This is a genomic window from Polynucleobacter sp., from assembly GCF_030693775.1.
Taxonomy (GTDB): Bacteria; Pseudomonadota; Gammaproteobacteria; order Burkholderiales; family Burkholderiaceae; genus Polynucleobacter.
In genome coordinates, this window is the sequence record NZ_JAUXZY010000003.1 from 91,392 (window position 1) to 114,920 (window position 23,529).

Annotated in this window: 18 protein-coding genes and 2 tRNA genes; 11 read left to right on the forward strand and 9 right to left on the reverse strand. The window is 50.9% G+C overall.

Annotated features, from left to right (window positions below):
- Positions 1-10: 10 nt before the first annotated feature.
- Positions 11-1,534: a fumarate hydratase gene (locus tag Q8M75_RS02120; RefSeq protein ID WP_305485708.1), complete on the reverse strand. Its 1,524-nt coding sequence runs from the start codon at positions 1,532-1,534 to the stop codon at positions 11-13.
- 163 nt (positions 1,535-1,697) lie between these two features.
- Here Q8M75_RS02120 and acs point away from each other — a divergent pair, with 163 nt between their 5' ends.
- Entirely contained in the window at positions 1,698-3,671 is a 1,974-nt protein-coding gene (acs, locus tag Q8M75_RS02125; RefSeq protein WP_305485710.1) for an acetate--CoA ligase, read from the forward strand.
- A gap of 86 nt (positions 3,672-3,757) precedes the next feature.
- Here acs and Q8M75_RS02130 read toward each other — a convergent pair whose 3' ends face one another.
- Both Q8M75_RS02130 and Q8M75_RS02135 read right to left on the reverse strand, forming a co-directional pair.
- Entirely contained in the window at positions 3,758-4,231 is a 474-nt protein-coding gene (locus tag Q8M75_RS02130; RefSeq protein ID WP_371131728.1) for a type II toxin-antitoxin system YhaV family toxin, read from the reverse strand.
- 26 nt (positions 4,232-4,257) lie between these two features.
- Positions 4,258-4,590, reverse strand: a complete 333-nt coding sequence (locus Q8M75_RS02135; RefSeq protein ID WP_305485712.1) for a type II toxin-antitoxin system PrlF family antitoxin — start codon at positions 4,588-4,590, stop codon at positions 4,258-4,260.
- Between the two features lie 230 nt (positions 4,591-4,820).
- Between Q8M75_RS02135 and Q8M75_RS02140 the strand changes: the two genes are divergently transcribed.
- The 6 genes from Q8M75_RS02140 to nadB all read left to right on the forward strand — a co-directional run bounded on the left by Q8M75_RS02140 (position 4,821) and on the right by nadB (position 14,395).
- A tRNA-Ser gene (locus Q8M75_RS02140) sits at positions 4,821-4,910 on the forward strand.
- Between the two features lie 109 nt (positions 4,911-5,019).
- Positions 5,020-7,485, forward strand: a complete 2,466-nt coding sequence (locus Q8M75_RS02145; RefSeq protein ID WP_305485714.1) for a DUF748 domain-containing protein — start codon at positions 5,020-5,022, stop codon at positions 7,483-7,485.
- 34 nt (positions 7,486-7,519) lie between these two features.
- Positions 7,520-7,741, forward strand: coding sequence for a hypothetical protein (locus Q8M75_RS02150; RefSeq protein WP_305485715.1), 222 nt, complete (start codon positions 7,520-7,522; stop codon positions 7,739-7,741).
- 174 nt (positions 7,742-7,915) lie between these two features.
- Entirely contained in the window at positions 7,916-9,718 is a 1,803-nt protein-coding gene (locus Q8M75_RS02155) for an NADH-ubiquinone oxidoreductase-F iron-sulfur binding region domain-containing protein (RefSeq protein WP_305485717.1), read from the forward strand.
- Positions 9,719-12,610 (forward strand): formate dehydrogenase subunit alpha, encoded by a 2,892-nt coding sequence (gene fdhF, locus Q8M75_RS02160; RefSeq protein WP_305485719.1) that lies wholly within the window; start codon positions 9,719-9,721, stop codon positions 12,608-12,610. It begins immediately after the preceding gene.
- 120 nt (positions 12,611-12,730) lie between these two features.
- Positions 12,731-14,395 (forward strand): L-aspartate oxidase, encoded by a 1,665-nt coding sequence (nadB, locus tag Q8M75_RS02165; RefSeq protein WP_305485721.1) that lies wholly within the window; start codon positions 12,731-12,733, stop codon positions 14,393-14,395.
- Between the two features lie 11 nt (positions 14,396-14,406).
- Here nadB and Q8M75_RS02170 read toward each other — a convergent pair whose 3' ends face one another.
- The 6 genes from Q8M75_RS02170 to pgi all read right to left on the reverse strand — a co-directional run bounded on the left by Q8M75_RS02170 (position 14,407) and on the right by pgi (position 19,959).
- A complete protein-coding gene (locus tag Q8M75_RS02170) occupies positions 14,407-14,595 on the reverse strand; it encodes a hypothetical protein (protein WP_305485724.1) in 189 nt (62 codons plus the stop codon).
- 41 nt (positions 14,596-14,636) lie between these two features.
- Positions 14,637-15,509, reverse strand: a complete 873-nt coding sequence (gene nadC / locus Q8M75_RS02175) for a carboxylating nicotinate-nucleotide diphosphorylase (RefSeq protein ID WP_305485726.1) — start codon at positions 15,507-15,509, stop codon at positions 14,637-14,639.
- Positions 15,510-15,521: 12 nt separating this feature from the next.
- Complete coding sequence (gene nadA / locus Q8M75_RS02180) at positions 15,522-16,649, reverse strand: quinolinate synthase NadA (protein ID WP_305485728.1); 1,128 nt, start codon at positions 16,647-16,649, stop codon at positions 15,522-15,524.
- A gap of 183 nt (positions 16,650-16,832) precedes the next feature.
- On the reverse strand, positions 16,833-18,218 hold the full coding sequence (locus tag Q8M75_RS02185; RefSeq protein WP_305485730.1) for a phosphomannomutase/phosphoglucomutase: 1,386 nt from the start codon (positions 18,216-18,218) through the stop codon (positions 16,833-16,835).
- A gap of 33 nt (positions 18,219-18,251) precedes the next feature.
- Complete coding sequence (locus tag Q8M75_RS02190; protein WP_305485732.1) at positions 18,252-18,443, reverse strand: hypothetical protein; 192 nt, start codon at positions 18,441-18,443, stop codon at positions 18,252-18,254.
- Between the two features lie 25 nt (positions 18,444-18,468).
- On the reverse strand, positions 18,469-19,959 hold the full coding sequence (gene pgi, locus Q8M75_RS02195; protein WP_305485734.1) for a glucose-6-phosphate isomerase: 1,491 nt from the start codon (positions 19,957-19,959) through the stop codon (positions 18,469-18,471).
- 108 nt (positions 19,960-20,067) lie between these two features.
- On the opposite strand from pgi, the gene Q8M75_RS02200 reads away from it, so the two are divergent.
- The 4 genes from Q8M75_RS02200 (at position 20,068) to Q8M75_RS02215 (ending at position 23,528) form a co-directional block, all read left to right on the forward strand.
- Positions 20,068-21,192, forward strand: coding sequence for an NAD(P)/FAD-dependent oxidoreductase (locus Q8M75_RS02200; RefSeq protein ID WP_305485736.1), 1,125 nt, complete (start codon positions 20,068-20,070; stop codon positions 21,190-21,192).
- Positions 21,193-21,254: 62 nt separating this feature from the next.
- Positions 21,255-21,344: transfer RNA gene (locus Q8M75_RS02205), tRNA-Ser, on the forward strand.
- A 34-nt stretch (positions 21,345-21,378) separates the two neighbouring features.
- Complete coding sequence (locus Q8M75_RS02210) at positions 21,379-21,999, forward strand: hypothetical protein (RefSeq protein WP_305485738.1); 621 nt, start codon at positions 21,379-21,381, stop codon at positions 21,997-21,999.
- 56 nt (positions 22,000-22,055) lie between these two features.
- Positions 22,056-23,528 carry an ATP-binding protein gene (locus Q8M75_RS02215; RefSeq protein WP_305485740.1) on the forward strand — a complete coding sequence of 491 codons (1,473 nt, stop codon included), beginning with the start codon at positions 22,056-22,058 and terminating at the stop codon, positions 23,526-23,528.
- Position 23,529 lies beyond the last annotated feature (1 nt).

Sequence of the window (23,529 nt, forward strand, 5' to 3'; positions counted from 1 at the left end):
GCCTAAAACCTTATGCAACAACGACGGGGATTTTTCCAATCCGCGCTTGCCAATCTTTTGGCCCTTCGTGGTGCATCGATGTTCCCTTCGAATCCACCGCAACGGTTACGGGCATGTCCTGCACATCAAACTCATAAATCGCTTCCATGCCGAGATCAGCGAAGCCAACGACTTTTGACGTTTTAATTGCTTTGGAGACCAAATAGGCAGCGCCACCGACTGCCATTAAATACGCAGACTGGTGTTTCTTGATGGCTTCAATGGCAACCGGACCGCGTTCGGCTTTGCCAATCATCGCAATCAAACCGGTTTTGGCCAGCATCATCTCTGTAAACTTATCCATGCGGGTGGAGGTGGTGGGGCCAGCAGGACCAACGGCTTCATCGCGCACTGGATCAACGGGGCCGACGTAGTAAATCACGCGGTTTTTAAAACTGACTGGGAGTTCCTCCCCCTTAGCGAGCATGTCCTGAATGCGTTTGTGCGCAGCATCCCGTCCTGTAAGGATTTTGCCGTTCAGGAGCAAACGATCGCCTGGTTTCCAGCTGGCCACTTCCGCTGGAGTGAGAGTATCTAAATTGACTCGCTTGGATTTTTCAATATCGGGCGTCCAGGTGACGTCCGGCCAATCCGCGAGGGATGGTGCCTCTAATTTGGCGGGGCCATCACCATGCAAATGGAAATGAATGTGCCGGGTCGCCGCGCAATTCGGAATCATCGCCACAGGCAATGAGGCAGCGTGGGTGGGGTAATCCAAAATTTTGACGTCCAAGACAGTGGAGAGGCCACCAAGGCCTTGCGCACCAATGCCGAGCTGGTTCACTTTTTCATAAATCTCGAGGCGCAATTCTTCTACGCGGTTTTTTGGTCCGCGGGCAATTAGTTCTTGAATATCAACCGAGCCCATCAAGGCTTGTTTGGCCAATAACGTAGCTTTCTCTGGCGTGCCACCAATGCCAATGCCGAGAATGCCGGGCGGGCACCAGCCCGCACCCATGGTGGGAATGGTTTTCATCACCCAGTCGACAATCGAATCGGATGGGTTGAGCATGATCATCTTGGCTTTGTTCTCTGAGCCGCCACCCTTGGCTGCGCAAATGACTTCAATGCCATCGCCCGGAACGATTTCATAATGAATCACAGCGGGGGTGTTGTCACCCGTATTTTTACGTTTGCCAGCAGGATCGGTGAGAACCGAGGCGCGCAGCATATTGTCGGGATTGAGGTAAGCACGGCGAACGCCTTCATTGACCATATCGGTGACGCTCATGGTGGCGTCCGACCACTGCACATTCATGCCCACCTTTAAGAAGACCACGGCAATGCCCGTATCTTGGCACAGCGGGCGATGCCCTTCGGCGCACATCCGGCTGTTGGTCAGAATCTGCGCAATCGCGTCTTTGGCGGCCTCCCCTTTTTCCAGTTCGTAGGCCTTGCCCATCGCCCGAATGAAGTCGGCGGGATGGTAGTAGGAGATGTATTGGAAGGCGTCGGCAACGCTTTGGATGAGGTCTTCTTGTTTAATATTTGTCATAAATTTCATCAAATTAAATGGATTTCTCTATTTTAAGGGTTTGCCATAGAGCAATTCACCCTAAAATTCCCTTATCTTAGGGTGAAAGAGAGTGGATTTACACTATTCTGCATCGATTTTGCAGGGTAGTAATTATTGTCATTTAAATAAAGGGTAGGACAGCATGGAACAGTTGATGCAAGAGAATCGGATTTTTAATCCCCCCAGTGATTTTATTAAAAATGCTGCTGTGCCTGGAATGGACGCTTACAACGCACTGTGTGCGGAAGCGGAAAAAGATTACGAGGGTTTTTGGGCCCGTCTTGCTCGTGAAAACCTCTACTGGAAAAAACCCTTTACTAAAGTATTGGATGAGACCAATCCACCCTTCTATAAATGGTTCGAAGATGGATTAACCAACGCCTCGTATAACTGCCTGGATCGTAATTTAGAAAATGGCAACGCCCAAAAAACCGCAATCATTTTTGAAGCCGACGACGGCAAGGTAACGAACGTTACTTATAGTGACCTGCACGCACGCGTCTGCCAGTTCGCGAACGCCTTGCGCAAAATGGGCATTAAGTCAGGCGATCGCGTGATTATTTATATGTCAATGTCGATCGAGGGCGTTGTTGCGATGCAGGCATGTGCCCGTATCGGTGCTACGCATTCGGTGGTGTTTGGCGGCTTCTCCGCAAAATCATTGCAAGAGCGAATTGTTGACGTGGGCGCAATTGCGGTCATTACTGCAGATGAGCAAATGCGCGGCGGCAAAGCCTTGCCACTCAAAGTGATTGTGGATGAGGCGCTTGCCTTGGGCGACTGCGAAAAAGTGAAGAATGTCATCGTGTACAAACGCACGGGCGGCAACATTGCAATGACCGCAGGGCGCGATTCTTGGATGCATGATGTTGTAGCCGGCGAAGCCAAGACCTGTGAGCCAGAGTGGGTGAGCGCTGAGCATCCCTTATTCGTCTTGTATACATCCGGCTCGACCGGAAAACCAAAGGGTGTACAACACTCGACGGGTGGCTATTTACTCTGGGCCATTTTGACCATGAAATGGACCTTTGATATCAAGCCCAGTGATGTCTTCTGGTGTACTGCTGACATTGGCTGGGTTACGGGACACTCCTATATTACCTACGGCCCCCTCGCTGTGGGCTGTACTGAAATTGTGTTTGAGGGCGTGCCGACCTATCCGAATGCCGGTCGTTTTTGGGACACCATTCAAAAACACAAGGCAACGATTTTCTACACTGCGCCAACGGCAATTCGTTCATTGATTAAAGCAGCGAGCGGCGATGAATCCGTTCATCCAAAGAAATACGATCTGTCATCCTTGCGTCTCTTGGGTTCTGTTGGCGAACCGATTAATCCGGAAGCCTGGATGTGGTACTACGAGAACATTGGTGGCTCGCGTTGCCCGATCGCCGATACCTTCTGGCAAACCGAAACCGGCGGGCACATGATTTCTCCATTGCCTGGTGCAACCCCCATGGTTCCAGGCTCCTGCACCTTGCCACTGCCAGGCATCATGGCAGCGATTGTGGATGAGGCAGGGCATGATGTACCGAATGGCAGTGGTGGCATCCTCGTGGTGAAACGCCCATGGCCTTCCATGATTCGCACCATTTGGGGCGATAACGATCGCTTCGTGAAGGCCTACTTCCCAGAAGAGTTGGGTGGCACTTTGTACCTTGCAGGCGATGGTGCGATTCGCAATAAAGACACTGGCTACTTCACTATCACCGGCCGTATTGATGACGTGCTGAACGTATCCGGACACCGCATGGGTACGATGGAAATTGAATCCTGCTTGGTTGCCAATCCATTGGTTGCTGAGGCGGCGGTGGTCGGTCGCCCCGATGACATGACGGGCGAAGCGATCTGTGCTTTCGTGGTTCTCAAAGGCGGTCGTCCTACCGGCGATGATGCGAAGAAGTTGGCGATGGAGTTGCGTAATTGGGTGGGTAAAGAAATTGGCCCAATCGCTAAACCCAAAGATGTGCGCTTTGGTGACAACTTACCGAAGACACGTTCAGGCAAGATCATGCGTCGTTTGTTACGCGTGATTGCGAAGGGTGAGGAAGTTACGCAAGATACCTCGACCCTGGAGAATCCAGCGATCTTGGAGCAGCTGAAGCAGGCGCTTTAAGCACGTAGTACTGTTGCATCAACGTTCAAAAAGAAAAGCCCGCGCGAGCGGGCTTTTTATTAAGCAATTCATCAGCAACATCTACTTCAGCCACGCCCCATCAGCTTTTGCAGGCCTTTGCTGTGGGCGCGAGACTCTTGTAATAGTGCATCCCAATTATCCGGTGGGCGACCTTGCTTGAGCATTGCTGAAAACACCCGATACGCATCATCTTTGCTCTCGTAGGCTCGCTTGGTGCCTTCGTCATTGACCCAAGCGTACACAATGAGTTTGCTTGCTTCGTGGTACCGAAAGAAGAGGCGGTATTGTTGGAAAAATTTTGCCCGCAGCCAATGCTTGCGTTCACTTCCAAGGGTATTGCCTTGGCGATAGATCGCGAGGCTTGGGTTGCTCGGGATGATATTGAACGCCAGTTTATAAATCGCAGCTAGACGTTTTGTTGCATTTTTATGTTGATAGGTGCTGAGATCTTTTTGCTTGAGACGCTCCACTTCCTTCAACAGGATATTGACTTGGTTTAGAAATACCGGATGAGCAAAAATAGTCCAGCCTGAAATCATCAGTGGTGTTGGGTTTGAGGAAATAATTAATCCCCATCATTGGGTAGCGGGGCATCAAGATCAATAGCCGTATTTTTAATGACTGCCTGTAACCGTTTTACCCATGCTGCATCTATGGCCTGCAGTCGCTCGGGATGCGCTTGTAAATCTTGCGACAGAAAATCTAAAAAGCGCTCCATTACAGGATCTGCTATTTCGACTGGGTTACTGCGCCGGATCAGCACGTCCCCATTATCCAAAATGGAGTAATGCACCTTATCGCGCTTGCCGAGCTTAAGTGCTTGCCGCACTGGCTCTGGAACGGTGGTTTGGTAGCGGTCCGTTAGCGTGGATTCAGTTTCGAGTACGGCAATAGTCATATTGGCAACCTCAACAGAATGGTGGAATGGGTAATGAAAATAAGTATAAATGAATGGTAATGCAATTGCATTACCATGTCAATTGAACCCCAATGCCATGGCCAGCAAAGGGGCTAAGAGCGCCAAGGCTACTGTTGTGGTTAAAAGGCAATCAGAGGGGGGGTCGCAAGGAGGACATTTAATTTAAGTTAAAGGCGGCAAATACATTGAACCGTATAATCGTCGCTTCCGGAGAGGTGGATGAGCGGTTTAAGTCACACGCCTGGAAAGCGTGCGTAGGGTTAAACCTACCGCGGGTTCGAATCCCGCCCTCTCCGCCAGCACCACTAAGCCCTCATCGCGAGGGCTTTTTTATTCGCCTTAGGGCGATGCATGCCCCTTGTTTTAGTGGAGGGGTTAGCCACTTTAATTTGTTTGATAATGAATTCAATGGAAACACGAATTCAATCCCTCTATCGTTCCAATTGGCTGCGGTATTCGATACTCATCCTGCTTGGATTGATCACAGCTTTTTGGCTGCTGATCATGACCTGGGGTGTCCATTACGTAAAGCAATCGATTGAGGACTACAGCGCCCAGATCGGCTACCGCATCGAGTACCGCGATCTGCGCATTGCGCCATTGCAGTTGCGACTGGAATTAGATGACGTGAAGTTATCGAGTCGCGATGCAAATGCCATTCCTTTATTTACGCTGCGCCGTGGTGTGCTGCAATTGGATCTGCCCGCTATTCTTGCGGGCAGGATTGGCATTCGGGAAATTCAGTTAACGGATCCGCAGTTTCATGTGGAGCGCAAAGTGCAGTCGGGCAAGCCGGGTCTGTGGAATTGGCAACCCTTTGTGGCTGCAGTTAGTAAGGTACTGCCCCCAAAGGATCCAGCATCGCCTCCGAAACAAATTGAGTTGGAACGTTTCGGTATTTCGGGCTTGACCTTAACGCTAGACGATCAGCCCAATCGTTATCGCCATGACTTTGGTCCGATTGGATTGGAATTACGTGACCTGGCGAACTTCAGCAAGCAGGGCAAGCAAGGCACCCTCGAGGGTGACTATCAAATTGATCTAGGCAAGCTCGACATCCGTTTGCCGAATTCGACGCAGCGCATTCAGGTGGGAGCTGCGCAATTGGCGGGCGGCATTCGGGCAGGCGAAGGCGATCTATTGGCAATTGATTTGGCAGCCACTTTGGATTCTGGAAAAGTGACCTCACGCTGGCTCTTGGGGGCAACAAGCAATACCCTTTCTGGTGATATTCAGTTAGAGCAGTTACCGCTGATTCCCTTGATGCCTTTTTTACCCAGTAATAAGCCGCTGGTGATGCAAAGTGGCGTTCTTAACGGATCGTTGCAATTTGCTTCGGAGCCAAGCGCGTGGTCAATCAAAGGTAATTTTTTTATTCCCGAATTGTTTGTGCGTGAGTCAAATGTGACCGCGCCGCTGCTGGCCTGGAAAGAAGCCAAAGCAGAGCAATTGCAGTTTAAAAAATTCAATGACGGGCGCAGTCATTTGTCAGTCCATGAGTTGCTGCTGCTACAACCTGAGATTCAATACGAAATTAATGAGAAAGGCTTCTCTAATTTTCGTCGCCTATTTATGAAGGGCGGTGATAGCGAGGCGCCCGCTACTGAAACTGCAGCCAAAACCGAAGAGCAAGGCAAAGCACCTGAAGAAAAAAATCCAAGCCCCAGTCCAGTAGCAAAAGAGCCTAATCTCTTTACGCTGGATCTGCGCTCAGTGCAATTGCGCGATGCCAATTTGGTATTCACAGACTTAGCAATTAAGCCCAAGGTTCAGGTAGCGATTCGTAAGCTCAAGGGATCACTCTTGGGCATCAGTAATGAGCCAGGTCACTTTGCATCGGTAGCTCTGGATGGGCTTGTGGCCGGGACGGGGAGTATGCGCGCGACCGGGCAAATGGCTTTTGATGATCCGCGCCTCAATCACGATATGCAGTTGCAATTTCGGAATCTGCCTTTAAGCGACTCCAATCCCTACTTCATGGCATTCGCTGGGCGTCACATCTTAGGCGGCCGACTTGATCTCACGCTGAATTACAAATCGGTGGAAGGGCAACTTCAGGGTCAAAATCGTTTTGTGATTAAAAAGATTGAGCTCGGCGAGGAAGTGCCCGAGTTCACGGGTAAACGCTTGCCTTTAGGTTTAGCGGTTGCCTTGCTGGAAGATTCGGATGATGTGATTGATGTGAAGATCGATATTGCAGGTAACGTCAATTCACCGGAGTTCAGCGCAACTGGACTGGTATGGCAAGCCGTCCGTACGGTACTGACCAATGTGGTGACTGCACCATTTCGGGCGCTTGCATCCTTACTGGGTATGCAGGGTGATCCGGCGATTTATGCCATTCCCGGCGAGGCCGCATTCTTGCCCGCGGACCAAGAGCGCTTTACGCAATTCAGTGATTTGCTTGCTAAGCGACCACACGCCACGATGGAGCTGATTGGGACATATGACCCCGAGTTAGATCGCCAAGAGCTAGCGCGGGCGAGGGCAGATCGCGCCATCTTGACTGCGTCGGGATTTAAGCTTGAAGCGAGTGCGCCACTGCCGGTGCCGAGTCTTTCCGACAAGCGCATCCAAGCAGGCATTAAATCGGCCTATGCTGCGGAGATCGGTCGTATCAAGTTAACCCAGCGGATCCTGACTTTGCCGGATACCGTGGAGCGCTACCAGCAATTGCGCCAAGAACTCATAAGCCATTTCGTAGTGGACGATGCGCAGTTGCAGGCTTTGGGTAATGCGCGGGCGCGCCTAGCGCAAGAAGCGATGCTCAAATCCAATCCGGCCCTAGGGGAGCGTATCCGCTTGGGCACGCCCAAGGCTGTGACAGCCCAGCGCGAAGGGATTCCACTCGAAATTACCTTGGGCTCAAAGTAGGCCCTAGAGCTGCTAGGGTGATAGACTTACCCACATGAATCCATCCACCTTTGCACGTCTCTCCCTAGTCACCTTAATTGCCCTCGGTTTGAGTGGCTGCGGCACGGTAGAGTCAGCAGCGCGTGATGATTGCACATCCATTGGCTGGAGTATTGGCAGCGCAGGCTACGAAGACTGCTTTCGGGCACGCGTGCGTGAGCGCAACATGGACTACAGCCGCCCTTCGGATTTGACGCCAAAGCCCAGCCTGATCTAAGCGGTTTGCGGCATTCCCTAGGTCTAGGGTAAACCCGTAGTATTACCCCCACAAAACGCTCTTGAGCGCCGTCAAGGACTTGCCCCCGTAAATCCACCAAAATCATGCAAACGATATGGCCCTGCGCCTGTATTTGCAGGGCTGTTTCCAACCGAGATTAGAGATCAATAGACTATGAATCACCCCAAGCCATCTGAAGCGGTCGAAGCTGTTGCACTAGCAACGGTCAATGATTTACGGGAAACCATTCGGCGCAAAAGCAAGTTAAAAGGCCGTCAAGCTGATGATGCATCGATTGCCGAAGTACGCCAGCTGATTGGTGAGGCGCCACGCCGCCGGGATCTTTTGATCGAACATTTACACAAATTAAATGACGCTTACCGTGCCTTGCATGATCGTCATTTGGTGGCCCTCGCAAAAGAAATGAATTTGCCGATGGCCGAGGTATATGAAGTTGCCACTTTCTATCACCACTTTGAAGTGGTCCGCGGCGATGACCCAGTTGCGGATATCACAGTACGAGTATGCGATGGTCTGTCATGTGAACTTGCAGGTGCAAAAACACTCTTAAGCCGTTTGCCTGCCATCTTAGGCAATCCAAAAGTCAAGGTAATTGCAGCGCCGTGCGTTGGCCGCTGTGAACAGGCGCCAGTAGCCGTGGTGCACCAATACCCGGTTTTATTTGCGACCGCTGAGACGGTGGCGGCAGCAGTAGCCAATAAGCAGTTATCTCACCCCTTAGCTAGCGATAGCGGTAATTTCGAGCCAGCTGATTTGGCAGAAAAAGGCGTTTCGCCCCAAGGCCATGATCAAGCCATTTCGCCTGATTACGTCGGCTATGAAACCTACCGCGCTAAAGGCGGTTACGCCTTGGCTGCAGAACTTGCCAGTGGCAAGCGGGATGGCGAGCAGATTATTAAAGCCATGGAAGATTCCGGTCTGCGCGGCCTCGGTGGCGCAGGCTTTCCGGCGGGACGCAAGTGGCGCATTGTTAAAGATCAGCCCGCACCCAAACTCATGGCCGTCAATATTGACGAAGGTGAGCCCGGCACATTTAAGGATCGCACGTATTTAGAGCGCGATCCGCATCGTTTCTTAGAGGGTTTGCTGATTGCTGCAAGCGTGGTTGGCATTGATGCTTGCTACATCTATTTGCGCGATGAGTACCACGGTTGCCGCGAGTTGCTTGAGCGTGAAATCGCCAAGCTGCAAGCCAATCCCCCATTTAAGTTGCCCTTGATTGAATTGCGCCGCGGCGCGGGCGCGTACATTTGCGGCGAAGAGTCGGCGATGATTGAAAGTATTGAAGGCAAGCGTGGCGAACCCCGCATGCGTCCACCGTACATTGCGCAAGTGGGTTTGTTTGGCCGTCCAACGCTCGAGCATAACTTTGAGACCCTGTATTGGGTGCGCGACATTGTGCAGCGTGGCCCGCAGTGGTTCAGTAGCTACGGTCGCCATGACCGCAAAGGCTTGCGCAGCTTTAGCGTGAGTGGCCGCGTGAAGTTGCCTGGCGTTAAATTGGCTCCAGCTGGCATCACCATTCAAGAGTTAATTGATGAGTATTGCGGTGGTATGCAAGATGGCCACCGCTTCTATGGGTACTTGCCTGGCGGCGCCTCGGGCGGTATTTTGCCTGCCACCATGAATACCATTCCACTGGACTTTGATACCTTGCAGCCCTACGGTTGCTTCATTGGCTCTGCCGCGGTCATGGTCTTTAGCGATAAAGACAAGGCACGTGATGCAGCCCTGAACGTCATGCACTTTTTTGAGCATGAGAGTTGTGGTCAGTGCACGCCATGCCGCGTTGGTACCAGCAAGGCAGCCGAGCTAATGCAAGCCAAGTCGTGGGATCAAGCAACGCTAGAAGATTTAGCCACGGTAATGGTTGATGCCTCTATTTGCGGCCTTGGTCAAGCAGCCCCTAATCCGATTCGCTGTATTGCGAAGTACTTCCCAGAAGAGGTCGCTTAAATGAACGCCCCTGTAAATCCAAACGAACTCCAGTTACAAACCGTCGAGTTCAAGCTTGATGGCAAGACCATTATTTCGTATGAAGGTGAAACCATCCTCAAGGCTGCTAAACGCCATGGGGTGGACATTCCCCATTTGTGTTTTAAAGACGGGTATCGCCCCGATGGCAATTGCCGCGCATGCGTAGTTGAGATCAACGGCGAGCGTACCTTAGCGCCTAGCTGCTGCCGCAGCGCTACGCCAGGAATGGATGTCAAAGCCAATAGCGAGCGCGCACTCAAGAGTCAAAAATTAGTACTGGAAATGTTGTTATCGGACATGCCAGATGAGGGGTATAAGTGGGTAGGAGACAGCGACGAAGAACAGCGCCAACAACAACACGGCGAACTGAGCACTTGGGCCACACGCCTAGATGTCCAGGTTCGACCAGAACTAAAGGCACTGCGTCGCAAACAGCCGGCTGCAGATATTTCGCATCCGGCAATGGCGGTCAATTTAGACGCCTGTATTCAGTGTAATCGCTGCGTCCGCGCTTGCCGTGAAGAGCAAGTCAACGACGTGATTGGTTACGCGATGCGCGGTGCGCACAGCGAGATCGTATTTGATTTAAACGATCCGATGGGCGAGAGCACCTGCGTGGCTTGCGGCGAGTGCGTGCAGGCTTGCCCCACGGGCGCATTAATGCCCAAAGGCTTGATTGGTTCGCAAACCGTCGATCGCAGGGTCGATTCAGTTTGCCCATTCTGCGGCGTCGGTTGCCAAATTACCTATAACGTTAAAGATGAAAAAATCGTTAGCGTTGAGGGTCGTGACGGCCCTGCAAATCACAATCGCCTTTGCGTAAAGGGCCGTTTTGGTATGGACTACATCCATAATCCACAGCGCCTAACGAAACCCTTGATTCGCAAGCCAGGCGTACCCAAAGACGAGAATGCAATTCAGAATCCACAAGACTGGTCGAATATTTTCCGCGAAGCCACTTGGGAAGAAGCGCTGGATTTAGCTGCAGGAAAGTTAAAACAGTTACGCGATCAGCATGGCAACAAGACACTCGCTGGTTTTGGCTCTGCTAAAGGCAGCAACGAAGAGGCGTATTTGTTCCAAAAACTGGTTCGTACTGGCTTTGGTAGTAATAACGTCGACCATTGCACCCGCTTATGCCATGCATCCAGCGTTGCTGCATTACTCGAGGGCGTCGGTTCGGGCGCGGTGAGTAATCAGGTCAATGACGTTGAGCATTCCAGCTTGATCTTCTTGATTGGATCAAACCCAACTGCAAATCATCCGGTAGCAGCAACCTGGTTTAAGAATGCCGCTAAGAATGGCGCCAAGATTGTGCTCTGCGATCCACGCATTACCGACATTGGTAAACACGCTTGGCGCACGATGCAGTTCAAGCCCGATACCGATGTAGCGATGCTCAATGCCATGATCTACACCATCATCGAAGAAGGTTTGTGCGATCAGAATTTCATTCGTGATCGTGCGAACAACTTTGAGGCCTTAAAAGAAAACATCAAAGGCTATAGCCCGGAAGCAATGGCACCGATCTGCGGCATTCCAGCAGAGACCTTGCGCGAGGTTGCACGTGAATTCGCGACTACCAAATCCGCCATGATTTTGTGGGGCATGGGCGTCAGTCAGCACGTTCATGGCACGGACAATGCCCGCTGCTTAATTGCGCTTGTCAGTATTACGGGCCAAATTGGTAAGCCAGGCTCTGGCTTGCACCCACTGCGTGGTCAAAACAACGTGCAGGGTGCGAGTGATGCCGGCCTGATTCCAATGATGTTCCCCAACTACCAGCGCGTTGATAATCCAGAAGCGCATGCGTGGTTTGAGAAGTTCTGGGGCACACCGCTAGATCAAAAGCCCGGTTACACCGTAGTTGAGATCATGCATAAGATCACAGCGCCGGATAGTGATCCCCATAAGATTCGCGGCATGTACGTCGAGGGCGAAAACCCTGCGATGAGCGACCCGGATTTGAACCATGCACGCCACGCTTTGGCATCCCTCGAGCATTTAGTAGTGCAGGATATTTTCATGACCGAAACCGCGCTGTTAGCAGACGTCGTGTTGCCTGCCAGTGCTTGGCCAGAAAAGACCGGTACCGTCAGCAATACCGACCGCATGGTGCAGATGGGTAAGCGCGCTGTTAATCCGCCAGGCGATGCGAAACCCGATTTATGGATCATTCAAGAAATCGCCAAGCGCATGGGCTTGAACTGGAACTACCAAGGCCCAGAAGCCGGTGTTGCCGCAGTCTATGATGAAATGCGTCAAGCAATGCATGCAGCAATTAACGGTATTACGTGGGAGCGCCTCGAAAAAGAATCCAGCGTGACCTATCCTTGCTTATCAGCAGATGATCCCGGTCGTCCGATTGTGTTTGACGATGCGTTTTCAACACCGGATGGCAAGGTGAAGTTAGTCCCAGCCGATATCATTCCGGCAAACGAACGTCCTGATACTGAGTACCCATTTGTGCTCATTACCGGTCGTCAGCTAGAGCATTGGCATACTGGCAGCATGACGCGCCGCGCTACCGTTTTAGATGCGATCGAGCCATTAGCTACCGTATCGATGAATGGTGCTGATATGACACAGCTCGGCGTAACGGCAGGTGATGTGATCACCGTTGCCTCACGCCGTGGCGAGGTCGGTATTCATGTGCGCCGGGACGATGGTACACCACGCGGTGTGATCTTTATTCCGTTTGCGTACTACGAAGCAGCTGCTAACCTCATTACCAACGCAGCGCTTGACCCGGTCGGTAAGATTCCGGAGTTCAAGTATTGCGCTGTGAAGCTAGCGAAGGGCGGTCAGGTAGCCAAGGAAATTGGTTATGGCACCAATGACCCTAAGGGCAAAGCAGCGGTTCCAGCGTAATGGACTAACCCTTATTTTTCAGTAAGGTAGATAGTCAGATCAAAGGCCTCGTTAACAGCGAGGCCTTTTTCTTTTATCGAGAAGGCTGCATGAGCTCCGCTTGCGCCGTAAAATTAAGAAATGACTATTAAAGCCAAATCAGCCGAAAGCGTTCACCACAGTGACGCAGCAGACTTGCCCGTCCTCATCATTGGGGCTGGCCTCGCTGGGCTGACGGTTGCTTTGGATTTGGCTAAAACCCAAAAAGTGGTCTTGATGGCTAAGCGTGGCTTAAGCGAATCCGCTACTGCATGGGCTCAGGGCGGCATTGTCGGGGTAGTCGATAAAGAACATGACAGCATTGATGCGCATGTGAGCGATACCCTAGATGCTGGGGCAGGCCTCGTCGTGGAATCCACCGCCCGTTACATTGCTGAAGAAAGTGCAGCAGCGATAAAGTGGCTGGTCGAACAAGGCGTGCCGTTTACTACCGATAAAGATGGCCCAATGGGCTTGCACCTCACGCGGGAGGGCGGCCATAGTCAGCGCCGGATTGCCCACGCTGCCGATGCCACTGGCAAGGCGATTCATGAGGTGTTGCTGGATCATGCTCGCGCCAATCCCAACATTACGATTTTGGAGCATTGGATTGCGCTAGACCTCATTACTAATCGCCACCTCGGCGCTAAAGAAAAACGCAATCGCCCCAACCGCTGCTACGGCGTTTACGCGCTCGACATCAATACCAATCACGTTGAAACCATTGCTGCCAAATCCGTTGTATTAGCGACGGGTGGAGTTGGTAAGGTTTACCGCTATACCAGCAACCCCGATACTGCTACGGGCGATGGCATTGCCATGGCCTGGCGTGCGGGTTGCCGGGTTGGCAATATGGAGTTCATTCAGTTTCATCCAACGTGTTTATATCACCCCAGTGATCGCACTTTCCTGATTACAGAAGCCCTGCGTGGTGAGGGCGGCTTATTGAAGCTACCGGATGGAACGCGCTTCATGCCGGAGCACGATAAACGCAATGAGTTAGCGCCGCGCGATATCGTAGCCCGAGCCATCGATTTTGAAATGAAAAAACATGGCCTCGATTACGTTAATCTTGATGCCACGCATTTAGGGGAAGCCTTCATCAAAGAGCATTTCCCAATGATCTATGCGCGCTGCTTAAGTCTGGGTTTGGACATCACAAAAGACCCCATACCCGTGGTACCTGCAGCCCACTACACCTGCGGTGGCGTCGTAACGGATTTGCATGGCAAAACGGATTTGCCTGGACTATATGCAGTAGGCGAGGCCACCTACACCGGCTTGCATGGCGCTAATCGCTTGGCGAGCAATTCATTATTGGAGTGTGTGGTGATTGGGAAGGCCGCGGCGCAGGATATTGCCACAGCAGAGACACCCCAACTGCCCAACCTGCCCCTCTGGGATGAGAGTCAAGTCGAGGATGCCGATGAGCAAGTGGTGATTGCCCATAACTGGGATGAACTACGATCACTCATGTGGAATTACGTAGGCATCGTCCGCACCAACCGGCGCCTTGAGCGCGCATTGCACCGCATTGAGCTGTTGCGTAATGAAGTGCAGGAGTACTACAGTAACTTTAAAGTCACGCGCGACTTGATTGAGCTACGTAACTTATTGGAGTGCGCTGAATTGATCGTCCGCTCAGCCTTGTTGCGTAGAGAGAGTAGGGGCCTGCATTACAGCCGCGATTACCCTGAGACCTGGGCGGTTTCGTATCCAACCATTCTGACGCCGCGCTCTGGTGCAAAGCCAGCCTCAAAGCAATAGAAAAGAAATAATTAAATCAACCGATGCTTTGCTTTTGCTCTGGCAACCGCAGCCAAAGCTTGATCAAGAAAATCTGTATTTCCATCAGCCTCTAAAGTGCAGGCCTCTAAAAAAGCATTGATTTCTTCAGGAGTACGTAAGTGATCCACAACATCGTATGGGCTCAAAGTGACTTGTTTTTGGATTGATTTGGTAGTCATGGATAAATTGTATTGCTACCGATAAAGCAGTAAACCCCTTTTTACGACTGCAGTATCCGCATTGAATAATCCACCGCGCTGACATCTTTAGTGAGTTTGCCTATCGAGATCCGATCCACGCCAGTCGCTGCAATAGCGCGCAATTGATCTAGGTTCACACCGCCCGATGCCTCAAGTAAAGCGCGGCCATTCGTAAAGGCAACAGCCTCTTTCATTTGGGCGGTAGTGAAGTTGTCAATTAAGATACTTTTTGCTCCAGCAGCAAGCGCTTCTTCTAGCTCAGCCTGATTTTCAACTTCGACCTGTATATCCACGCCTGCATTCAGTAGCTGCGCTGCCTTTAGTGCCGCAGTAATGCTGCCCGCGGCTGCAATGTGATTTTCTTTAATCAGAATGCCATGCCATAAAGCAAGCCGTTGATTGTGGCCGCCGCCAATACGAACGGCATACTTTTGCGCTTGACGCAGGCCCGGAATGGTTTTGCGGGTATCCAAAATAACGCAGCCTTTGGGGTTGGGGCTGGCGTCTTTAATTGCATCAACGTGGGCTCGGGCGCTGGTCGCGGTCCACGACAAGGTTTGTAAAAAGTTCATGGCGGGACGCTCTGCCGATAGCAGGGCACGGGCATCGGCCTCGATGGTGCAGACGGTGCTATCGGCTTGCATGGTATCGCCTTCAGCGTACTGCCATGCAATCACGGCTTTTGGGTCTAGCGCTTTGATGACACCCTCAAACCAATCGATACCGCACAGGACTGCACTTTGGCGCACGATGAGCTTGGCATGGGCTGCCTTGTTTGCTGGTACCAGCTGGGCAGTCCAATCACCCGTGCCGATGTCTTCTGCCAAGGCGTCGGCAATATTGCGCGTACGCGCTGCATCTAAGGTTTCGTTTTGAGTGCTAATGCTTTTCATTGCTGCTGTTCTTTATGCAACACCAATGTTCTTCACAAAACCGTGTTGTGCTTTGGCTAATAAATCCGGATGGTCTTTAGTAAAGGTCAGCATGCGCTCAATGCAGTTGAGGGCCTCTTGGCGCGTAGGCTCTGCTACAAACACTTCACCACTCTCCCTTTCGAGGCAATCCAAAATATCAAGTAAGCCATTCATCGCCATCCAAGGGCAGTGAGCACAGCTCTTGCAAGTTGCACTATCTCCGGCAGTCGGCGCTTCAATCAGCACTTTATGGGGAGCCAGCTGTCGCATGCGGTGCAAGATGCCCTTATCGGTAGCAACAATGTATTCGGTGGCGCTGCCATCGACTACGGCTTTGATCATGGCAGAAGTTGAGCCCACTAAATCGGCTTGATTCACGACGCTTTGGGGGGATTCTGGGTGAACGAGAACCTGGGCATTGGGGTGCTTGGCACGTAGCGCCGCCAACTCTTCGCCTTTAAATTCATCATGAACGATGCAAGCGCCGTTCCAGAGCAGCATGTCTGCGCCGGTTTGTTCTTGAATATAGCGACCGAGGTGGCGATCAGGCGCCCACAGAATTTTTTTACCTTGTTCTTTCAGTTGATGCACGATAGCCAGAGCACATGAGCTCGTCACCATCCAATCAGCCTGCGCCTTGACTGCAGCGCTGGTATTGGCATAGACCACCACCACACGGTCGGGGTGCATTGCCCGAAACTGCGCAAACTCAGTAGCATCACAGCCTAGATCTAGGGAGCAAGTAGCCTCAAGGTCAGGCATAAACACCCGTTTTTCTGGGCTCAGGATTTTGGCTGTTTCCCCCATGAAACGCACGCCGGCCACAATCAGGTTTTGCGCGGCATGGTTTTTGCCAAAGCGCGCCATCTCCAGGGAGTCCGAAACAAAGCCACCGGTCTCCATCGCAAGGTCTTGAATATCACCATCCACATAGTAGTGCGCTATTAAAGCAGCATCTTTTTCCTTTAAAAGCTGCTTAATGCGCTTAACTACCTCTAATTTTTCATTTGGAGCCAAGTGGCGGGGTGCTTTTGCCCAAGCTTGCGCAATACAGGTGGCCCCGCTGGCATTTTGCTGGGGGTAATCAAACTGAATGGGTACGTCTTTAACTGAATTCATACGAAATACTACCTTGTTTGCGCTCTCTTTTCAGTATTCGGCATTGCTCTTGAAGGTTTGATAGCAGTTCAGCAGCTAATTTATTCAAATGCAGATGGAGAATTAGTGTCTTTTTTTGCCAATGGCTGTTGAAGCAAGTAAGCTAAAAATGCACAAATTAATTTACTAGCCTAAATAGACTATTTAGAAAGGCAGTTTTGCATCCGGCTTGGCTGCCAAAAGAGCAGCCTTAAACTCTGCCTGAATGCGTGCGATCGCTGCATCGCTATCGGCCTCAAAGCGCATCACTACCACTGGTGTGGTATTGGATGGCCGGGCCAAACCAAAGCCGTCGGCATACTCTACGCGCACACCATCAATGGTATTGATTGATTCAGAAGTAGGGAACTTGGCATTTGCCTTAATGCTTTCCAAAATGGCAAAGGGTTCGCCTTCGGCACAAGCAAGCTGTAACTCAGGGGTGCAGATCGCATTCGGTAAATGATTGAGGGTATCGCTGGGATTTTTCTCTTTGCTGAGAATCTCGAGTAAACGAGCTCCGGTATAAAGGCCATCATCAAAGCCAAACCAACGGTCTTTAAAGAAAATATGCCCACTCATTTCTCCTGCAAGTGGGGCGCCAGTTTCTTTAAGCTTAGCCTTCACTAAAGAGTGGCCAGTTTTCCACATAATGGGTTCACCGCCATGCGCTTTAACAAAGGTAGCTAGGTTACGGGTACATTTGACGTCATAGATAATCTGACCGCCAGGATTGCGCGATAAAACATCTTTCGCAAAGAGCATCATTTGGCGATCTGGGAAGATCACTTGACCATCTTTCGTGACTACACCTAAACGATCAGCGTCCCCATCAAAAGCCAGGCCTAATTCATTATCGGTCGTCTGGAGGTTCTGAATCAGATCTTGTAGGTTCTCAACGTGCGCAGGATCAGGATGGTGGTTCGGGAAATGCCCATCCACCTCACAGAAGAGCTCCTGTACTTCACAGCCCAAAGCCCTAAACAGCTTGCCCGCAAATGCACCGCCCACACCATTGCCGCAATCGACGGCAATCTTCATCGGCCGAGCAAGTTTGATGTCACCCGCAATATAGTTGAGGTACATCGGGAAAATATCAAAGGTGCTTCTTGTTCCTTGGCCGCTAGCAAATTGCTTGGTCTCAATGCGTTTACGCAATTCCTGAATCTTTTCACCATAAATCGCGGCGGTTCCCAGAACCATCTTGAAACCGTTGTAATTCGGGGGATTGTGACTGCCGGTAATCATGATGCCGGATTTGGGTGTCTTGCCATCCAAGGTGTGATTGGCGGCGAAGTAGACCATTGGCGTGGCAACCATGCCGAGGTCAATCACATTAATGCCAGTCGAGAGCAGACCTTCTGTTAATGCCTCAATCAAGCTGGGACCCGATAGACGACCATCACGGCCGATGACGATATCGCTTTCACCAAGTGCGCGCATCTCCGTGCCAAAAGCTTGCCCAATCAATTTAGCGATAGAGGAATCTAGGGTTTCATCAATGATGCCGCGAATGTCGTAGGCTTTAAATATGGAAGAGGAGAGTTGCACGATTAAATCCTAGATAAAAAGATCGAATAAAAATTAAATGTCCTGGCTTTTGAATTCATGAATAAGTTCATGTCCTATCGGCGCATCTATTAATAACTCGCCGCCATGCAATGCTGGGTCAAATGATTGCAATTTTTCAAGTAAAGCGATTGTTTGAACTGTATCGGATTTAATTTTTAGATCAGACTGATGGTGATTCAGGCTAGTAGATGAAACTTGAGTCATGCTTGCTTTAATTTAGTCAGTCGATTTATGAATTCAAAAAATTAATCCGTGCAGCAGTCACCGCATCGATGTGTTCGCTCGCAACAATGTCATTCGCATGACTAGCTAAAGCTTTCTCGATCGGTTTAGCTAAGACTTTGCCGTATTCGACGCCAGGCTGATCAAAGCTATTGATATTCCAGAGGGCGCCAAGGCTTGCTGCGCGATTCTCATAGAGGGCCAGTAGGGCGCCCAAGTAGAAGGCGTTGAGCTTGGGCAGGAGGAGTAAATTGCTCGGGCGCTGACCGGGATACACATCATTGGGGTTGCTCGCTGTTTTGCCGTTGGCTAAGGCCTGCGCCTGCGCCAAGCAGTTCGACAGCAAAATGCGGTGATGGGATACGGCTTCAGGACGATCGCTCATCGGCTCACGCACGGCAATGAAATCAATCGGAATGATCTCAGTGCCTTGGTGGAGCATCTGAAAGTAGGAGTGCTGCGCATTGCTACCTGCGCTACCAAAGACCACGGGGGATGAAAATTGAACAGGCTTGCCATCGCGATCGACACTCTTGCCATTACTTTCCATATCGAGCTGCTGCAACCATTTCGGAAACCAGTCCAAGGCATCGGCGTAGGGGATGGCCGCATAGGAGGTGATGCCGTGGGTTTTCTGCTGATGCAGCAGAGCAAGCGCCATGATGACCGGTAGATTGTCTTCGAGGGGTGCGTTCTTAAAATGCAAATCCATCGCCTCGGCGCCCGCTAAAAATTCCTGAAAGGTATCAAAGCCGTACTGCAAGGCAATCGGCAGGCCAACGGCGGACCAAACGGAATAGCGACCGCCTACCCAGTCCCAAAATGGATAAATATTATCTTTAGAGACGCCAAATGCACTGGCAGCCGGGACATTGGCAGTCACCGCATACAAGGCATCGGCAATTTGAGCTTGATTGCAACCGCTGTCTTTTAGCCAAGCCACAATCGCCTTGGCATTCATGGTGGTTTCTAGCGTCGTGAACGACTTGGAAACAATAATCACGCGGGTACTCTTCGCTTCGGCCCGTGCCACGATACGCGCTAACTCCGCAGTATCAATATTCGCCAAGAAATGCATGCGCATGCCGCGACTAGTAATGCCAGGTACGTAGGCAAGGGCTTCGATGGCGAGGCGCGGACCAAAGTCGGAGCCGCCAATACCAATGTGAATCACATCGGTCACGCCTTCCCATTGGGAGCAGAGAGTTTCCATCCGGGACCAGACAGCAGCCACGGCGGGCATCACGTCCTTGCCGTTAATCAGTACCGGGGTTTTATGGAGGTTACGCAATGCCGAATGCAGGGCAGGGCGATTCTCGCTGGCATTGATGTGTTTGCCCGCAAACAGATCGGCAATGAACTGATCGAGCTTGGATTGGCGTGCCTCTGAAAACAAATGAGCCCACGTCGCACGATCAATTCCTTGATAGGCGGTATCGAGCACGACATTGACTGCAGTATGGCGATGGATTGGTGTCGAACTAGGCTCAAAATGCATTTATGGATTTTATCAAGAAGGGTGGGGAAATTCGCTAAATCCTTGAAAATGGTACGATTTAAGCCATAAAAATAGAGACACACCTCAAATCGAGTTAGGAAAAGCAGAATGGAGCGGCTGGATTGCGTCGTAATTGGCGCGGGCGTAGTGGGTTTGGCGATTGCCCGCGAAATGGCATTACAAGGCAAAGAGACCATATTGCTTGAGCGTGAGTCTGCGTTTGGCACGATCAGCAGCGCCCGCAACAGCGAGGTTATTCATGCGGGCATTTATTACCCCAAAAACTCCTTAAAAGCCCGCTTATGCGTCGCCGGCAATCGCATGCTTTATGAGTATTGCCGGAGTCACCAAGTGGGTACCCAGCAATACGGCAAATTGATTGTGGCTGCAGACGATAGCCAGTTGGATGATCTGAGAGCCCTGCAGCACCGCGCGCAGGAAAATGAAGTACCGGGCATGTCGATGATTAGCGCCAAAGAGGCAATTGCCCTAGAGCCGCAGTTGCAATGCGCTGCAGCCTTGCATTCCAAATCAACTGGAATTGTGGATAGCCATGGGTATATGTTGTCTCTCTTGGGTGGTTTTGAGGACGCAGGCGGCATGGTGGCGTATCAGTCGCCTGTGCTGCGTGCTACCGCTCTCAACGGCGGTGGATTTCAGCTGGAGATTGGCGGGCATGAGGCAATGCAAATTGAGACCGCACTCTTGATTAATTGCGCCGGTATGAGCGCGCCGAAGGTCGCTTCTGCTATAGAGGGGCTCGACCCAGTACATATTCCACGCGCTTATTTTGCCAAAGGCAATTATTTTTCCTTGAGCGGTAAGTCGCCATTTCGGCACTTGATTTATCCCATACCGGAGCCTGGCGGACTGGGTGTTCACTTGACCCTCGACATGGCAGGCCAGGCCAAATTTGGCCCTGACGTCGAGTGGCTCGATATTGCAGCCGAAGCCGAGGTCGATTACTCGGTTGACCCGCGGCGCGGGGATGGTTTTTATGCGGCGGTACGGCGCTATTGGCCAGGCCTAAAAGATGGCACATTAATGCCAGACTATTCTGGCGTGCGGGCTAAGATCGTGCCTCCAGGGGCCCCCGCGGGCGATTTTGTGTTTGATACTCCCAGCACCCACGGTTTAGCAGGTTTATACAACCTCTACGGTTTTGAGTCGCCGGGTCTGACCTCTTCTTTAGCGATTGCCAAATACCTGGATGGCCTCATTCGGGCAGAATAAGTCTAGAAAGCCTACTTTAGGCTGCGTACTTGAACTTCCTTATAATTGAGGGCGCAACAAAAGGAAGCTTGGCAGAGCGGTTGAATGCACCAGTCTTGAAAACTGGCGAGGATGAAAGTCCTCCGTGAGTTCGAATCTCACAGCTTCCGCCAAGCCTTTTTATAGTCCTTCAAGGCAAATCCTATTTTGAAACTACCCCACTATTTTTTATTCAGCATCGCCATGATTCTGATTGGCTGTCAATCCACAGGCCAAGACGGCAAGCCGTTAACTTCGGCAGAAATTAGCGAAAAGCGTGTTGCTACGATCAGGATGGGCGAATCTGGGCTGGCTGCTTTTTATAAGCAAAACCCAGCGGCAAAAAAAGAAATCGAAGCGGCGCCGGGCTATGCCGTTGTTAGCACAACCAATGTCAATGTAGTTTTACTGGTGGTAGCGCGCGGCGAAGGTGTGCTGTATGACAAACGCCGTACCGAGCCTGTCTTTTTGCGAAGCTTTAAAACGGGCGAAGGTTTGGGTGCGGGCTATCAAGATCAATACCAAATTATTGTCTTTAAAACCACCTCGGCCATCGATCAGTTTTTATTGACCTCCATCGATGGTCAGCGTGGCGGTTTAGATGTCGATGCGAATTTTTCAGCCGGCTCCGGAGGGACGATTCGCTCACTGAATCCCAACATTACCTTTTACACCGTTGGTTTATCTGGTTATGACTTGCAGGCTAATTACGGCGGCACCCTGTACTTAGTGGATGAGCAGTTAAATGATGCCGCTACCCTAAGTAGCTTACCTAAAAAAGCCAAATAATTACGACCGATTCGGCATTCATGACTCGTTTCCCAAAAACGCCTCTAAGTTAGTTCATGCAGAACGTAAACCAAATCTTTTATTTGATGTTTGCCGTATTTGCATTGGGCATTGCCCTCAATGCCTATATCGATTTTCGAAACCAAAACCTGCGATCGAATACCAAAGTCTATTGGCTGATTGCAATGACCTTATTTGTGCTTGCTAGCTTATGCTACGCCACAGGGTCATTTGGCTATCCATCTTTTCTCTTTTTTGGCAGCACCTTTTTGGGTTTTTCTTTGTTGGTTGCCGGTTATTTATTTCGCAGCATCAGTCGCCCCCTCACGCGGCAGTGGGTTATCGGTAGCATTGGAGCGGTTCTTGTCTTTATTGCTCTTTTAGGCTATCTGCTTGCCATTCAAGCCCCTTACTTGTATCGCTTGTTGACCGTATCGTTTATGTTGCTGACGCTGACCCTTTGGCAAATCTGGGAGATACGTCAAGCAAAAAAAATCGATTCATCAATTCATTTGCGCTTCATTCAGTACCTACTGTTCGGCTTGATTGTGCTGATCGTATTTCGAATTTTGACTGCAACCGATCCAAAATACGATGGCGTTAATTATCTTTTTGAAGAGACATCAGGGGCTTTATTTGTACGCCTTACCTTGTCGGCGTCTTATTTACTACTGTTTTTCTTCATCAATAACTATTTTTATGACAAGCTATTGGTGGCCGAGCGCAATGCCCTTGCCCAGCTCAGTGAGAAAAAAGCGGAGTTAAAAAATACTGTTAAAGAAAATGAAGAAATCAAGAATCTATTGCAAGAACGAGAGTCCTTGATTAAGTCTTTGATGCGTACGAATAAAACAGCGGCTACGGGCGCGCTATCGGCTTCGATTGCCCATGAGCTAAACCAGCCCCTGGGCGCATCTAAGCTCAACATTCAGTTTCTGAAACGGAAACTCGAGCAGGGTGAGCTAGACGCCAATACTCAAACGGAATTATTTGCGGCCTTGGAGCTAGACAATAATCGGGCGAGCTCGATTGTGCGTTCATTGCGCTCGATTTTTACGGATGAAAAAGCAGCGGTGGAGTGCGTTAATTTAAGTAGCTTAATTGAGTCGATCTTGGTGATTGTTCGACCTGAGCTGCGCGCTAAGCAGATTCAGCTTGAATTGAAATTGCCAGCCGCGCTGCATGCCCCTGTCCGCCAAACTGAAATCCAGCAAGTGATTTTGAACTTGGTGAATAACGCGATTCAGTCTTTGGAGGCTTCGGGCCAGCTAGACAAGCGTATTTCAATTGAGGGCACCAGCAGCATCCACTGTATCCAGATTATCATCACCGACAATGGCGCCGGGGTTAGCCCAGACATTCAGGCGGATTTATTTACAATCTTAAGCAGTGCCAAGAAAACCGGAATGGGTTTGGGTTTGTGGTTATGCCAACACATTATTGGTCGCCACGGCGGCCATATCCGATATGAAGATGCGCCGCAAGGCGGGGCGCGGTTTTGCATTGAATTGCCGCAAACCAGCTTTTAGT